At 69.3% G+C, this 15,177-nt stretch carries 11 protein-coding genes; 7 read left to right on the forward strand and 4 right to left on the reverse strand.

From position 1 onward, the window contains the following. Positions 1–3 precede the first annotated feature (3 nt). From BKH32_RS10150 to BKH32_RS10165, 4 genes are all read left to right on the forward strand, one after another. Positions 4–1,323: an ABC transporter substrate-binding protein gene (locus tag BKH32_RS10150; protein WP_075249927.1), complete on the forward strand. Its 1,320-nt coding sequence runs from the start codon at positions 4–6 to the stop codon at positions 1,321–1,323. 142 nt (positions 1,324–1,465) lie between these two features. Continuing rightward, positions 1,466–2,395, forward strand: a complete 930-nt coding sequence (locus BKH32_RS10155) for a carbohydrate ABC transporter permease (RefSeq protein ID WP_075249928.1) — start codon at positions 1,466–1,468, stop codon at positions 2,393–2,395. 6 nt (positions 2,396–2,401) lie between these two features. Continuing rightward, positions 2,402–3,256: a carbohydrate ABC transporter permease gene (locus BKH32_RS10160; RefSeq protein ID WP_075249929.1), complete on the forward strand. Its 855-nt coding sequence runs from the start codon at positions 2,402–2,404 to the stop codon at positions 3,254–3,256. A 104-nt stretch (positions 3,257–3,360) separates the two neighbouring features. Beyond that, entirely contained in the window at positions 3,361–3,651 is a 291-nt protein-coding gene (locus BKH32_RS10165; protein WP_070659509.1) for a hypothetical protein, read from the forward strand. 35 nt (positions 3,652–3,686) lie between these two features. Here BKH32_RS10165 and BKH32_RS10170 read toward each other — a convergent pair whose 3' ends face one another. Together BKH32_RS10170 and BKH32_RS10175 are read right to left on the reverse strand one after the other, a co-directional pair. Next, positions 3,687–4,178: a hypothetical protein gene (locus tag BKH32_RS10170; protein ID WP_075249930.1), complete on the reverse strand. Its 492-nt coding sequence runs from the start codon at positions 4,176–4,178 to the stop codon at positions 3,687–3,689. Positions 4,179–4,187: 9 nt separating this feature from the next. Then, the gene (locus tag BKH32_RS10175) at positions 4,188–5,801 is read right to left on the reverse strand and encodes a DivIVA domain-containing protein (protein ID WP_075249931.1); all 1,614 of its coding nucleotides are present in this window, start codon (positions 5,799–5,801) and stop codon (positions 4,188–4,190) included. A gap of 466 nt (positions 5,802–6,267) precedes the next feature. Here BKH32_RS10175 and BKH32_RS10180 point away from each other — a divergent pair, with 466 nt between their 5' ends. The 3 genes from BKH32_RS10180 to BKH32_RS10190 all read left to right on the forward strand — a co-directional run bounded on the left by BKH32_RS10180 (position 6,268) and on the right by BKH32_RS10190 (position 10,176). Beyond that, complete coding sequence (locus tag BKH32_RS10180; protein WP_075249932.1) at positions 6,268–8,025, forward strand: hypothetical protein; 1,758 nt, start codon at positions 6,268–6,270, stop codon at positions 8,023–8,025. Then, positions 8,022–9,068, forward strand: a complete 1,047-nt coding sequence (locus BKH32_RS10185) for a Tat pathway signal protein (protein WP_075249933.1) — start codon at positions 8,022–8,024, stop codon at positions 9,066–9,068. The genes BKH32_RS10180 and BKH32_RS10185 overlap by 4 nt, the downstream gene beginning before the upstream one ends. 166 nt (positions 9,069–9,234) lie before the next feature. Further along, positions 9,235–10,176 (forward strand): tetratricopeptide repeat protein, encoded by a 942-nt coding sequence (locus BKH32_RS10190; protein ID WP_075249934.1) that lies wholly within the window; start codon positions 9,235–9,237, stop codon positions 10,174–10,176. Positions 10,177–10,281: 105 nt separating this feature from the next. Here BKH32_RS10190 and BKH32_RS10195 read toward each other — a convergent pair whose 3' ends face one another. After that, complete coding sequence (locus BKH32_RS10195; RefSeq protein ID WP_075249935.1) at positions 10,282–12,648, reverse strand: glycogen/starch/alpha-glucan phosphorylase; 2,367 nt, start codon at positions 12,646–12,648, stop codon at positions 10,282–10,284. Between the two features lie 274 nt (positions 12,649–12,922). Further along, positions 12,923–15,133, reverse strand: coding sequence for a 1,4-alpha-glucan branching protein GlgB (gene glgB / locus BKH32_RS10200; protein WP_075249936.1), 2,211 nt, complete (start codon positions 15,131–15,133; stop codon positions 12,923–12,925). Positions 15,134–15,177 lie beyond the last annotated feature (44 nt).

The raw sequence follows: 15,177 nt of genomic DNA on the forward strand, positions 1-15,177 counted from the left end.
CCCATGCGTCCCTCCCACTACCTCTCCCGCCGCGCCGTGCTGGCAGGGCTGGGAACCACTGCAGTCGCCGCCACCCTGGCCGCCTGCGCGACCTCCGGCAGCTCCGGCTCGAAGTCCGGTGGAGCCGCCGGTGAAGGGGACGCCAGCCAGGTCGACGTCGTCACCTGGTGGTCGGCCGGCTCGGAGAAGCTCGGCCTGGACGCCCTGGTCAAGGTCTTCAACCAGCAGTTCCCCAAGACGAAGTTCGAGAACAAGGCCGTCTCCGGCGGTGCCGGCAGCCAGGCCAAGCAGAAGCTCGCCGCGGACCTGGCCGCCAAGAACCCGCCGGACACCTACCAGGCCCACGCCGGCGCCGAGATCAAGGACCACATCGAGGCCGGCTACCTGCTGGACGTCTCCAGCCTCTACGAGGAGTTCAAGCTCAACGAGGCCTTCCCGGCCACCCTCATGGACCGCCTCAAGGACTCCGACGGCAAGATCTACTCCGTGCCCTCCAACATCCACCGGGCCAACGTCGTGTGGGCCTCGGTGCCCGCGCTCAAGGCCGCCGGGCTCGACCCGACCAAGCCCGCCACCACCATCGACGCCTGGATCGCCGACATGGAGAAGGTCAAGGCCGCCGGCCTGACGCCCATCACCATGGGCATGGCCTGGACCCAGCTCGAGCTGCTCGAGACCATCCTCATCGCCGACCTGGGCGTGGACGCCTACAACGGGCTCTTCGCGGGCAAGACCGACTGGGGCGGCGCCGAGGTCACCAAGGCGCTGGGGCACTACAAGACCATCGTGGGCTTCACCGACTCCTCCCTCTACACCGAGGACTGGGAGCCCGCCATGAAGCCCATCATGGACGGCAAGGCCGCCTTCAACGTCATGGGCGACTGGGCCGTGGCCGGCTTCGACGCCGCCGGCAAGAAGGCCGGCCAGGACTACGTCTACTTCCCGGTCCCGGGCACCGACGGCGTCTTCGACTTCCTAGCCGACTCCTTCACCCTGCCCGACGGCGCCAAGCACCCCGGCGGGGCCAAGAACTGGCTCAACGCCATCTCCTCCAAGGACGGCCAGATCGCCTTCAACACGGTCAAGGGCTCCATCCCGGCCCGCACCGACCTCACCGACGAGGAGAAGGGCAAGTTCTCCGAGTACCAGCGCTCGGCCATGGAGTCCTTCGCCAAGGACAAGATCGTCTCCTCCATCGCTCACGGCGCGGCCCTTCCGTCGAAGGCCACCAACGCGATGAACGACGCCCTGACCAAGTTCGCCCAGGGCGCCTCCGACGTCACCGCCCTGCAGGCCGACCTCAAGGCCGCTGCCGCCTCCTGACCGGTTCCCCGGGGGCGGGGCGGGCCGCGCGTCCGCTCCGGTCCGCTCCCGTCCCCGGGGCCGACCCCTCGCCGATCATCCGGCCGGAGCTCATTACCACGACAGGCGGAACCTTCCGTCACCTACGCATCAGGAGAACCTTGTGAGCACCAAGAGCGCCCCCGTGCGGCGCCGTCGGGCGAGCTGGAGGCAGTGGGGCCCGGGCCTCCTGCTCATCTCGCCCTCGATCATCCTCGTCGGCGTCTTCGTCTACGGGATGATCGGCATCAACATCAATACCTCCCTGCTGGACATGCACACCGCCGGCCAGGTCTCCGGACGCAGGGGGACCACCGTCGTCGGGCTGAGCAACTTCACGACCCTGTTCGGCAACCCGGACTTCCGCCACTCCTTCGTCAACCTCATCCTGTTCACCGTCACCTTCCTGGCCGGCACCCTCGTGGTCGGCTTCCTGTGGGCCTGGCTCCTGGACCGCCCCATCAAGGGGGAGGGGATCTTCCGCTCCATCTTCCTGTTCCCCATGGCCGTGTCCTTCGTGGCCTCGGGCGTGGTGTGGCGGTGGCTGCTGAACTCCGCGCAGGGCGAGAGCGCCTCCGGGCTCAACCGCCTGTTCGAGATGACCGGCCTGAAGTTCCTGGAGAGCTCATGGACCCAGAACACCACCTGGGGGATCCTGGCCATCGCGCTGCCGGCCGTGTGGCAGCTGGCCGGATACGTCATGGCGCTCTTCCTGGCCGGCTTCCGCGGCATCCCCGACGACCTGCGTGAGGCGGCCCGTGTCGACGGCGCCAGCGAGTGGCAGCTCTACAAGTCGATCATCTTCCCCCAGCTGACCCCGATCGCCCTGAGCGCCGTCATCATCATCGGGCACATGTCCCTGAAGTCCTTCGACCTCATCATGTCGATCACGGACCAGCGGACCTACTCCACCAAGGTCCCGGCCATCGACATGTTCAACTTCATGACCGACAACGACTACTCCAACGCCGCCGCCGTCGGCACGATCCTGCTGGTCCTGGTCGCCGTCGCCGTCATCCCCTACCTCATCCACGACGCCAAGGGCAGGAGGTGAGCGGCCATGGCACAGGCACTCATGACACGCAGTCCGCGCCGCCCCGGCTGGGGCCAGAGCGTCCGCTTCATCCTGCTGCTGGCCTCGGTGGTCCTCGTCCTCATCCCGGTCTACGTCCTGCTGGTCACCTCCTTCAAGGGATCCGCCGACGCCGACCCCTCGCGCACCTGGTACCTGCCCGAGGTCTGGGTCACCAAGAACTGGTCCAACGCCTGGAACCAGCTCAGTGGCGGGCTGCTGCGCTCCCTGGCGCTGGTCATCCCCTCCTCGATCATCTCCGCGATGCTGGGCAGCGCCAACGGCTTCGTCCTGTCCAAGTGGCGCTTCCCCGGGGCCAACGTGGTCTTCACCCTCATCCTGTTCGGCATGTTCATCCCCTACCAGGCGGTCATGATCCCGCTCATGCGCCTGGTGACCAGTGCCGACCTGGGCTTCGGGATCCACACGCTGATCCTCATGCACGTCGTCTACGGCATCCCGATCACGACGCTCATCTTCCGCAACTACTACGAGACCATTCCCAACGAGCTCATTGAGGCCGCCCGGGTCGACGGGGCCGGCATGCTGCGCACCTACGTCTCGGTGGTCCTGCCGATCTCGGTGCCCAGCTTCGTCGTCGTCCTCATCTGGCAGTTCACCTCCGCCTGGAACGACTTCCTGTTCGCCCTGTTCTTCGGTGGCGGGGCGCAGTCCGGGCCGGTGACGTTGGCGCTGAACAACCTGGCTCACGGCTCGATCCTGGCCGACTACGGGGCCTCCATGTCCGGTGCGCTCATCGCCTCGGTGCCGACCCTGGCGGTCTACATCCTGCTGGGCAAGTACTTCGTCGGCGGCCTCATGGCCGGATCCGTCAAGGGCTGAGACCGGTCCGGGCAGCTCGCCCAGCGTCCTACGCTCCCGCCTGCTCTCGCATCCGGCTGCCGCCCCGGCTTGGGGACGGCAGCCGGATGTGATGTGATCGGGGCATGGCACGTCGCAGATCCAAGCGCCCCTACGGGCAGGGGCACATCCCCTTGAGCATGGACCGTCTCGCCTCCGTGCCGCGCACCCAGACCGGCCCCGGCGGCGCCGACTTCACCGTGCGCCACCTGCGTGGCGGGGACAAGTCCTACACCTGTCCCGGCTGCCACCGCGTCATCCCGGCCGGCACCGCGCACGTGGTGGCCTGGAGCAATGAGTCCCTCTTCGGAGCGGACCGCGGACTGGAGGAGCGGCGTCACTGGCACACCTCATGCTGGGAGCGCCGCCTGTGGTAGGGCCCGACGCCGGTGGGAGGCAGCGGGGCTGAGAGTCACACGAGCGGTTCTTCGGAGCGCCCCTCCCATCCCGGCAGCAGGCGGTCCAGCGCGAAGCGCAGCGGCACGACGTCCCCGTCGCGTCCGCCCTCGCCGATGGTCATCGGCACCGGTTGGCTCTCGGGCCTGACCCCGCGCAGGCGCTGCCCCAGGCTCAGCGGCATCGACAGGACGTAGTAGCGCCCCTGTGTGTCGATGCCGACCGTCTCGTCGGCCCTCAGGTACCAGCCGCGCAGCGGGGTGCGGGCACTGCCGCCCCCGTAGCCGCGCACCCGCAGAGGAACGTCCTCAAGGCCCTCCTTGCGGGCGACCCTGAGGAATAGCCCCACGATGCGGGAGGCCCGGGCGTGCTCGGCATCCTGACGCTCCTGGAGCATGCGGGCCCGCTGCGTGGCCGCACGACGACGCGACGTCGCCCAGTCGCAGGCACCAGAACCGCAGGTGCTGGTCGACTCGGTCTCGGGCCGGGTGGCGTCGTCGGCTGTCACGTCGGCGTCTCAGCGACGTCCTTTGCCCTGACGGGGGTGGCGGTTGGCGGCGTGACCGGAGCCGTTCGAGCTCTTACCGGGGGCTGGAACGTGCTCGATGCGACCGGCCGCGCCCTTCTGGGCGTTCTTCGGGGCCGACTGCGCGCCCGCCTGCTGGCCGTCTCCCGAGGTCGCAGCGGCCTTGTTGCCGGCCGGCGCGGGGGCTGCCGAGGTGGCCGACGGCGCGGAGGAGGCGCTGCTCGAGCCGGCGGAGCGCGCGCTGCCGGAGGCTGCCGGCTCTGCCGACTCCGCGGAGTCCGGCTCCGGAGCCGGAGCCGGACTCGGCTCCTGGGGCAGGGCTGCGACGTGGTCGGAGAAGGTGGGGGCCTGGGGCAGCGCGCCTCCCAGGACGCCACGCATCTCGGTGAGGTAGGCGGCGACCGAGTCGCGCTGGCGCTCAAGCTCCTGGAGCTGGCGGGCGGCCACCTGGGCGGTGACGTCGGCGTCGGCGCGGGCGTCGCTGACGATCTGCTCGGCCTCGATCCGGGCCTGCGCCAGAGTCTCCTCGGCCTGGGTGACGGCCTCCTCCTGGCGCTTGCGGGCCTCGGCGTCGGTGCGCGCGCGGACCTCCTCGGCCCGGGACAGCGCCTCCTGCAGGCGCTCCTCGGCCTCCTGGGCCTGGATCTGGGCCTGCTCCTGCATCTCACGGATGCGCTCGCGTGTGGCCTCGTGGGCGTCGGAGTCCTCCTGGGCGGCCTGCTCGTGCGCCGCGGCGATCTCCAGGGTGGCCTGCTGGCGCAGCTCGGTGGCCTCGGAGCGGGCCGCGGCCGCCTCGTCGGTGGCCGAGCGGCGCAGTGTCTCAGACTCGTTGCGCGCCGAGGTGAGGATCTCCTCGGCCTCGCGTTTGGCCTTGCCGACGGTCAGCTCAGCCTCCTGCTTGGCGGCGGAGAGGATCTCCTCGGCCTTCGCCGTGGAGGTCTTGTGCAGCTCGTCGGCCTCGGCCGCGGCCGCCTCGCGGTTGGCGGTGGCGTCGCGCTCGGAGGTGATGGCGATCTCGGCGGCCTGCTTGCGGGCCTGGGACAGGACCAGTGCGGCCTCACGCTCGGCGGTGGCTCGCATCTCGGTGACGGCCGCCTCGGATTCGGCGGAGATCTGGGCGGCCTTGCGTGAGGCGGAGGAGACCATCTCCTGGGCGCGGGCCTCGGCGTTGGCCAGAGCGGTCGAGGCCTCCCCCTGGGAGCGGGAGCGCAGCTCGCTGGCCTCTCGGCGGGCGTCGGCCAGCAGGGTCGCCGCCTCCGAGGCGCTGCGCTCGGAGAGGTTCTTGGCGTTGGTCCGGGTCCGGGTCAGCAGGGCGTCAGCCTCGGCGTTGGCCTTGGACAGGACGGAGGCGCTCTGCTCCTCGGCGCTGCGCAGCAGCTGCTCGATCCGCGAGCCCAGGCCGGCGTAGGTCGGCTTGTCGGACTCCCGCAGCCGGCGCTGGGTGTCGGCCAGCTCGCCGGCCAGCGTCATGGCGCGCTGGTCAAGGCTGGCCACCTCGCGACGCGCGTCGGCCAGCTGGCGCGAGAGCTGCTCCAGCTTCCGGTCGACCTGAGCGCGGTCGTAACCGCGCATCGTGATGGCAAACTCGCTGTATTCCTCAGCCACGTCGGGTTCCTCCTCCTGGCGAGCTGGGGACGCTCACCACCAGGGCAAGCCTAACGATTGGGTGTGATCAGGACGGTAACCACAAAAGTGTGACCATGCGCACAGGAGGCTGGTGGTGGTTCGGTTCCCGACCGGGCGGGAGGAGTGGCGGATGGTTGCGCTGATGGACCGTTCGGACGCGTCTGATTCTTGTGCGTGCGTTTCTCCGCACTTTCCTCCGTTTCCACTTCGAGGCCGGAGCGGTGCTCGACGGACCGGCGAGGCCCTTTCTGCTGGCGGAATTCCGGGAGATATCGCTTCGCTCAGCGCGTGTCTTGCTGTGATCTTGCGCCGAGGTCGGTGCGGTCGTGGGGTCCGTCATGCGATTCTGGTTCCTGGGCGGGCGCACGGTGAGCGCTCGCAGCGATACCCGGCTCCGTAGCCGGCCGTCGTCCAACCGTGTCCGCGAGCATAGGAGACCCGCGTCGTGAGTCGACGTATCTTGAGCGTGGTGGTGACCGTCCTCGGACTGGTCCTCGTCGCCCTGGCCGTTTGCTCGGCCACCATCTGGAAACCCGGCTCCAAGGTCGAGGCGAAGTTCGCCTCCGGCCCTTCTCAGCCCTACGTCATCACAGCCCCCGGGGTTCTCAGCGGTGCGGAGTCCGACGTCACCGTGACGGCGAGCTCCTCCGACGGCAAGGACGTCCACCTCTTCGTGGCCAGGGCGGCCGACCTCGACGCCTGGATGAGCCCCGATGCCGACAAGGCACTGCCCTACACGGTGGTCACCAGCATCGACGCCGACGCCGGAACCCTGTCCTCCAAGGACGAGACCCAGTACTGCCCGCCGGCCAACGCCACTCCCGCTCCTTCCGCGGCGGCCTCCTCCCAGCCCTCCGCCTCCGCGCAGGCCGGTGGCTCGCAGTGCTCGGCGCGCAAGGCCAACGGTGTGACCGCCTCGGGCTCCGACATCTGGCTGGGGGAGAAGACCGGCGGCTCGTCAGTCACCTTCAACACCGGGGACGACGCCGATCGCGCCATGCTGCCGCACAAGAACGTCGACGAGCAGATCGTCGTCATGGCCATGACCGACGGCAAGGCCCCGGCTCCCGGCCTGACCATCAGCTGGAAGCGGCAGGTGGAGACGCCCTGGTACTTCTACGGGGGACTGGTTCTGGGCAGCCTCTTCGTGCTCGTGGGGGCCTTCCTGTTCTTCATCGACCTCCAGCTGCGCCGGGCCAATGTCGATCGGCGTACCCGTTCGGCCGAGCGGGCGGCCCGCATCGCCAACGCCGACTCGGTCTCCACCGAGGGCATCCCCCAGGTGGACGATCCCGACCGACGGCTGACCCGCCGAGAGCTGCGGGACAAGGAGCGCGCGGAGGCATCGGGCGAGCCCTGGACCGACCCGCGCACCGGGCGCGTCTACCTCGACGGCGTCGAGACGTCCTCCGCCCCCCAGGCACCTGAGGAGCTCCCCGCCGACGGCTACGACTATGGCCCCGTCGCCGGGCTCAGTGGTGGCACCGGCAGCGGGTTCGGTGACGGAGCCGACGCCGCCTACAGTGAGGGCCACGGCGGGCAGGACGACCATGCGGTGGCCGGGGCTACCCGAGGTGCGTCCGTCGTCCCCGGTCTTGACGAGGCAGTCACCCAGCAGTACCGGGCCGCCCGGGAGCCGGAGGGCCTCCAGGACGGTGAGGCGCTGGCCATCACCACGGATGCTGCCAACACGTCCGACTCGTCGGCTCACTCCAACCCCCCGACCCTCAGTGAGACCGGCGCCGGCCACATGGCCGTGGGCGCGGACCAGGTGGCCGACCAGCCCGCTGATGCCCCGGACCACTCCCGCTTCGCGCCGCCGGAGCACCACACCAGCCACGTGGCGGGCGGTGACGATGCGCAGTCCTTCGAGACTGACACCGCCGAGTTCCAGGACGCGACGTCCTCGGCCCCGTCGCAGGACCCCGGCCTCAAGGTGCCGACCGGATTCGCCCAGCCGGAGGTGAGCGACGCGTCGCTGAGCTGGAGTGAGCAGGAGGTCGAGCCGGCGCGCGGCCCCGCCTTCTCCCCGAGCGGCTTCGGGGACTCCTCCGCGACGTCGACCACCGTGTCCTGGCCCTCCTACTCCGACGGTGTCGAGCTGCCTCCCCAGGCCGACCCCGCCGTCATCCAGGCCGTCGACGCCGAGCCCTTCAGTGAGCCAGACCCCACCGCGGACCCCGACAACCAGGAGCACGCATGATGTCCACCCGTCGAGCCTTTCTGAGCGCAGGCGGTGCCTCCGCCATCGCCCTGAGCCTGGCCGCCTGCTCGCGCTCTCAACCCAAGACCGCCCAGACCGTGGCCTCCGGTACGCCGATCGCCGAGCCCGTCCTCAACGACAAGCAGCTAGCCGAGATCCTCCAGCGCGTCCAGACCGGCCTGGTGGCGGCGGACAAGGAGAAGAACGCGGACAAGCTCAAGGAGATCATGTCCGGTCCGGCGGCGCGGATCCGCGCCGCCGAGTACGCCACCGCCTCCGCCGGCGGGAACGACTCCTACATCCACGCCATGTCCACGAAGATCCAGGGCGGGGGAGTGGGGCAGACCGTCGGCTTCCCCCGTAACGCCGCGGTCGCCTCGGAGGGCGACAAGAGCGTCTCGATCATCTCCCTGGAGCAGAGCTCGGCCCGGGACCAGTTCAAGGTGTGGGCCTGGGTGCAGGGATTCGCCGCGCAGGCGAGCATTCCCGTGCTGACCAAGCAGTCGGCCCAGCACGCCAAGCAGGTGACGGCCGAGACCACGGGGCTGGTCGCCACCCCCAAGGCGGTCCTCGACTCCTATGTCGATGCGCTCAACCACCCCGACGGTGAGAACGGCAAGGCCTTCCCCGACGACAACCTGCGTCAGAAGGTCCAGTCCGCCCGAAGCACCGATCTCAAGTCCCTGGGTGAGGTCACCGTGACGGCGGTCCCCGGTCAGGACGGGTTCCAGGGCCTCCAGCTGGAGGAGGGGGACGGCGGGGCGCTGGTCTTCACCACCCTGACCTTCACGGTGGTCTACAAGCGCACCGTCGACGGCTCCGACCTCACCCTGCAGGGTGACGTCGCCGCCCACATGGGCGGCAACCAGAAGATCGTCGGAACCGTGACCGCCACCTACGACTCCATGGTCGCCTTCTCCATCCCCAAGGAGGGAAGCAGCGAGAAGGCGACCGTTCTGGGCGCCGAGACGGCGCTGATGAAGGTGGAACGGGACGACTCCAAGACACCGGCGCCCACGGCGGCGTCAGCCAAACCGTCCTGACCTCCTCCGGTCCCCCGGCCCGGCTCCGTGACCACTCGGAGTCGGGCCGCTGACGCGCCCGGGTCCGTGAGCAGTGCGAGGCCCGCCCACCGCGCCGGCGCCGGGACACCGAAAGACCCAGATCCACGAAGCAACCGGGCTGCGGCCCGAGGAAGGCAGAGCTGCCATGAGCATGTTCGGTGCCGTCGACCTGTCCAGTTTCGCCCCCGCCAAACCTGCCGGCCCGACCGGCGCGACCCCGAGCCCTGCCGCTCAAGGCCCCGCGGGAGCCTCCGGCTCCGGACTGCCGGTGCCGCTGGTGGTCGACGTCGATGCCTCCAGCCTGCGCGAGGTCGCCGAGGTCTCGACCCAGGTGCCGGTCGTCGTCGTCCTGCACAGCCCGCGCAGCCAGGCCAGCGCTGATCTCGCCGCCGTCCTGGAGCAGCTCGCCGATCAGTACGCCGGCCGCTTCCAGCTGGCGCGCGTGAACGTGGACGCCGCCCCACAGGTCGCTCAGGCCCTCCAGGCTCAGGCCGTCCCCACCGTCGTGGCCCTCATCGCGGGCCAGCCGGTGCCGATGTTCCAGGGGACGGTGCCCCAGGAGCAGCTGCGTTCGGTCATCGACCAGCTGCTGGAGGTGGCCGCCGCCAACGGCGTCAACGGCACCATCGCCGTCGACGGTGCAGCCGGCGCCGATACTCAGGCCGAGCCCGAGGAGACCGAGATCGAGCGGGCCGCCCGCGAGGCCATCGAGGCCGGGGACTTCGCCGCCGCAGAGGAGGTCTACACCCACGCCATCGCCCAGAACCCCGGTGACGACGATCTCAAGGTCGCCCGCAACCAGGTGCGCCTCATGGCCCGCCTGGACGGCCAGGACCCCCACGAGCTCCTCACAGCGGCCGACGCCGCTCCCGCGGATCTCGCCGCTGCCCTGGCCGGTGCTGACGCCGCCCTGGCCCTGGGGGATGTCAATGCGGCCCTCGGCCGGGCCCTGGAGGCCGTGCGCACCCACGCGGGGGAGGAGCGGGAGACGGCCCGGCTGCGACTACTCGAGCTCTTCGAGGTCATCGGCTCCACCTCCCCGGAGGTCGCCCAGGCCCGCCGCCGCCTGGCCACCATGCTCTACTGAGCCTCGACGAACAGCTCTGCCGGGCGTCCTCGCTCACTCACCCGGTGTGCATACACGAGCGCCCCTCACCGTACTGGTGAGGGGCGCTCGCTCATGCCGTGACGATCAGGCGATCGGCTCGGGGTCGATCTTCCAGACCTCGCGGGCGTAGTCGCTGATGGTGCGGTCGGAGGAGAAGCGGCCCGAGCGGGTGATGTTCACCCAGGCCTTGCGCTGCCAGGCGCGGGCGTCGGCGTAGTCGGCCGCCATGGCGTCCTTGGTCTCGCGGTAGGAGGCGAAGTCGCCCAGGACGTAGTAGACGTCGGCCGGCTCGTAGGAGGCCTCCAGCAGGCTGCGGCGCAGGTCGGCGAACCAGCCCGAGCCGTTGTCGTCGAGGGTGCCGTCGGTGAAGGCGTCCAGGACGCGCTTGAGACCGGGGACGTTCTCGTAGTGCCACACGGGGTCGTAGCTCTCGCGCAGGGAGGGCAGCTCGTCCTCGGTGGCGCCGAAGATGTAGGCGTTGTCGTCACCGACTGCCTCCAGGATCTCCACGTTGGCGCCGTCGAGCGTGCCCAGGGTCAGGGCTCCGTTCATCATGAACTTCATGTTGGAGGTACCCGAGGCCTCCTTACCGGCCATCGAGATCTGCTCGGAGACGTCGGCGGCCGGGATGATGTGCTCGGCCGGGGAGACGTTGTAGTTGTGGACGAAGACGACCTTGATGGTCTGGGAGACCACGGGGTCGTTGTTGACCAGGTCGGCGATGGCGTTGATGAGCTTGATGACGCCCTTGGCCCGGATGTACCCGGGAGCCGCCTTCGCCCCGAAGATGAAGACCCGCTTGGGGACCTGCAGGCTCGGGTCCTGCTTCATGCGGAAGTAGAGGTCCAGGATGTAGATGGCGTTGAGCAGCTGGCGCTTGTACTCGTGGAGGCGCTTGATCTGGACGTCGAAGATCGCCTCCGGGTCGATCTCGATCCCCTCGCGCTGGGCGATCCAGGCGGCGAAGTCCACCTTGTTGGCGTGCTTGATCTCCGCCAGGCGGTCGTAGACGGACTCGTCCACGGAGTCGGTGTGCTCGGCCAGGACGGAGAGGTCCTTGACCCAGGTGTCCGAGCCGGTGACCTCGTCCAGGAGCGCCGACAGGCGCGGGTTGCACTGGCGCAGCCAGCGGCGCGGGGTGACGCCGTTGGTCTTGTTGTTGAAGCGCTCGGGCCAGATGGCGTGCCACTCGCCCAGGGTCTCGCGCTTGATGATCTCGGTGTGCAGCGCGGCGACGCCGTTGATGGAGTAGGAGGCGTAGCAGGCGATCCAGGCCATGCGCACCTTGTTCCCGGAGATGGGGGCCATGTAGTCGATGGTGTCCTGCTCCAGGCCGCGCTCGGCCATCTCGAGGCGGAAGCGGCGGTCGATCTCGCGAACGATCTCGGTGATGCGTGGGAAGAGGCGGTCGAAGATGGAGATCTCCCAGGTCTCCAGGGCCTCGGCCAGCACCGTGTGGTTGGTGTAGGCGAAGGTCTTGGTGACCACCTCCCAGGCCTGCTCCCAGCCCAGGCGGTGCTCGTCCAGGAGGATGCGCATGAGCTCGGGGATGGCGAGCACCGGGTGGGTGTCGTTGAGCTGGATGGCGTTGTAGTCGGCGAAGCCGGTCAGGTCCTCACCGTGGTGGCTGACGTAGTTCTCAACGATCTGCTGCAGGGAGGCCGAGCAGAAGAAGTACTGCTGGCGCACCCGCAGGACCTTGCCCTCGTAGGTGGTGTCGTTGGGGTAGAGGACGCGGGAGATGTCCGAGGTGCGCTCGCGATCGACGATGGCCTCGGTGAAGCGCTGGGAGTTGAAGGTGTCGTAGTCGAACTCCTCGAGCGGCTCGGCCTTCCACAGGCGCAGGGTCCCCACGTTCTTGGTGCCGTAGCCGGTGATGGGCATGTCGTAGGGGATGGCGCGCACGGTCATGTCCCGGTAGTGCACCAGGCGCTGGGCCTCCTCGTGGCGGATGACGAAGGGGTAGCCCTCCTCCATCCAGGGGTCGGGGTGCTCGGTCTGGAAGCCGTCCTCGAAGAGCTGCTTGAACAGCCCGTAGCGGTAGAGGATGCCGAAGCCGTTGACCGGCAGGTCGAGGGTGGCGCAGGAGTCGAGGAAGCAGGCGGCCAGGCGTCCCAGCCCGCCGTTGCCCAGAGCTGCGTCGGGCTCCTGCTCCAGGACGTCGGAGAGGTTGACGCCGAAGGAACCGACGACCTCGCGCGCCTCGTCGACCATCCCCAGGTTGGAGAGGTTGTTGAGCAGGGCGCGGCCCATGAGGAACTCGGCGGAGAAGTAGTGCTCCTGGCGCCCGGCGCTGTACTTCTGCTCGGTGGCGTACCAGTCGTCCGCAATAGTGTCGACGACGGCGGCGGACAGGCCCTGCCAGACCTCCATGAGGGTGGCTGCGGTCTCGGGGCGACCGGATACGGCGCGCACCTGCGCGGGGGCGCTCGTGACCAGTTTCTGTGTCATTCTTCTTCCCTTGTCAGGCATCGTGGTCGCCGACTGCAAGAATTTTGCAGCGGACTGAAACATCGTACATCGACGGGGTCGGACCGACCGGAGCACACAGAGTTACAGGGCACCGGAGGCCGCACGCCTGTGCGAGACAGGGCCCAGACTACCGGCTCTTAGGCGTTGGCGGCGGGTCAAGTTCGAAGTTTTGAAGACGCGACGAGCAACAGGCCGCGGTGGGGTGGGAGGCGTGGGCCCCTCACCCCACCGCGGTGCGTGGTTTCGGCCCGGATCAGTCCTGAGCCGGACGCAGGAAGACCGCCCCCATCGGGGGGACCCGCAGGCTCACGGAGGCCGGGCGCCCGTTCCAGGGCAGGTCCTCGGCCTCGACACGGCCCAGGTTGCCCACGCCGGAGCCGCCGTAGTCCTCGGAGTCGGTGTTGAGGACCTCCTCCCAGTCCCCGGCGAAGGGCAGGCCCACCCGGTAGCCCTCGTGCGGGGTGCCGGCGAAGTTGATGATGCAGACCATCAGATCGGCCCGCCCGTCGGCGTCGGTCCCCTTGCGCAGGTAGGACAGGACGTTGTGGTCGCCGTCGCCGGCCTCGATCCACTCGAATCCTCGGTGGGAGAAGTCCTCCGACCACAGGGCCGGCGAGCTGAGGTAGAGGTGGTTGAGGTCGCTGACCAGAGCGAGCAGCCCCTGGTGGCCGGGGTCATCCAGGATCCACCAGTCCAGGGACGTATCCGCGTTCCACTCGGTTCCCTGGCCGAACTCCTGCCCCATGAACAGCAGCTGCTTGCCGGGGTGGGACCACTGGTAGGCGTACAGGGCGCGCAGGCCCGCCAGCTCCTGCCAGTGGTCGCCGGGCATCTTGGACAGCAGGGAGCCCTTGCCATGGACGACCTCATCGTGGCTCAGCGGCAGGATGAACTGCTCGGAGAAGGCGTACACGAGGGAGAAGGTCAGCTCGCCGTGGTGGTAGCGGCGGTTGACCGGGTCCTCTGCGAGGTAGCGCAGGGTGTCGTTCATCCAGCCCATGTTCCACTTCAGCCCGAAGCCCAGGCCGCCGTACTCGGTGGGGGCGGTGACGCCCGGCCACGCCGTGGACTCCTCAGCGGCCATGACGATGCCGGGGTTCTTGCGGTAGGCGGTGGCGGTGGCCTCCTGCAGGAAGCTGATGGCCTCCAGGTGCTCGCGGCCGCCGAACTGGTTGGGGTGCCACTGGCCGTCCTGGCGCGAGTAGTCCAGGTAGAGCATGGAGGCCACGGCGTCGACGCGCAGGCCGTCGGCGTGGAACTCCTGGAGCCAGTACAGGGCGTTGGCAACCAGGAAGTTGCGCACCTCGTTGCGTCCGAAGTTGAACACGTAGGTGCCCCAGTCGGGGTGCTCGCCGCGCTGCGGGTCGGGGTCCTCGTACAGCGGGGTGCCGTCGAAGCGGGCCAGGGCCCACTCGTCCTTGGGGAAGTGGGCCGGCACCCAGTCCAGGATGACGCCGATGCCGGCCTGGTGGAGCTGGTCCACCAGGTAGCGGAAGTCGTCCGGGGTTCCGAAGCGCGAGGTGGGCGCGTAGTAGCTGGTGACCTGGTAGCCCCAGGAGCCGCCGAAGGGGTGCTCGGCCACCGGCAGGAACTCCACGTGGGTGAAGCCGGCCTCCTTGACGTAGGGCACCAGCTCCTCGGCCAGGCCTCGGAAGCCCAGCCCCTGGCGCCACGAGCCGATGTGGACCTCGTAGATGCTCATCGGCCCGCCGTGGGGGTCGGTGGCGGCGCGCTTGGCCATCCACTCCTGGTCCTCCCACTGGTGGAACTGGTCGGTGACCACCGAGGCGGTGGCCGGGGGGACCTCGGTGGCGCGGGCCATCGGGTCGGCCTTCTGGTGCCAGGAGCCGTCGGCGAAGCAGATCTCGAACTTGTAGCGCGCACCGACCCCGACGCCGGGCACGAACAGCTCCCACACCCCGGAGGAGCCCAGGGAGCGCATGGCGGTGGCGGTGCCGTCCCAGTAGTTGAAGTCGCCGACGACGCGCACGGCGCGGGCGTTGGGGGCCCAGACAGCGAAGGCGGTTCCCTCGATCTCTCCCATGGGGCCGTCGTAGCGCTTGACGTGGGCGCCCAGGACCTCCCACAGCTCCTCGTGGCGGCCCTCGGAGATGAGGTAGGTGTCCATCTCGCCCAGGGTCGGCATGTAGCGGTAGGGGTCGTCGACGGTGGTGGTCTCGTCGCCGTAGGTGACCTTGATGCGGTAGTCGGGGATCTCCTGGCCGGGCAGGACCGCCACCCACACGCCGTCCTGCTCATGAGTGGCCGGGTGGGTGCCGTCCTTGGTGACGACGACGACGTCGTCGGCCAGGTGACGGACCGTGCGGATGGTGACTCCGTTCTCGCCGACGTGGGCGCCCAGGACCTCGTGCGGGTCGTGGTAGCGCGCGTAGGCGACGTCAGCCAGAATCCAGGGGTCCACAGGGACAGGGGCGAGGTTCTTCTCAGGTGTGTTGGCGCTCATACAGCAACTCTTCCATGCGTTGGTGATTAACGGGTGCTTTTGGA

The sequence above is a fragment of the Actinomyces oris genome, from assembly GCF_001929375.1.
Classification (GTDB): Bacteria; Actinomycetota; Actinomycetes; order Actinomycetales; family Actinomycetaceae; genus Actinomyces; species Actinomyces oris_B.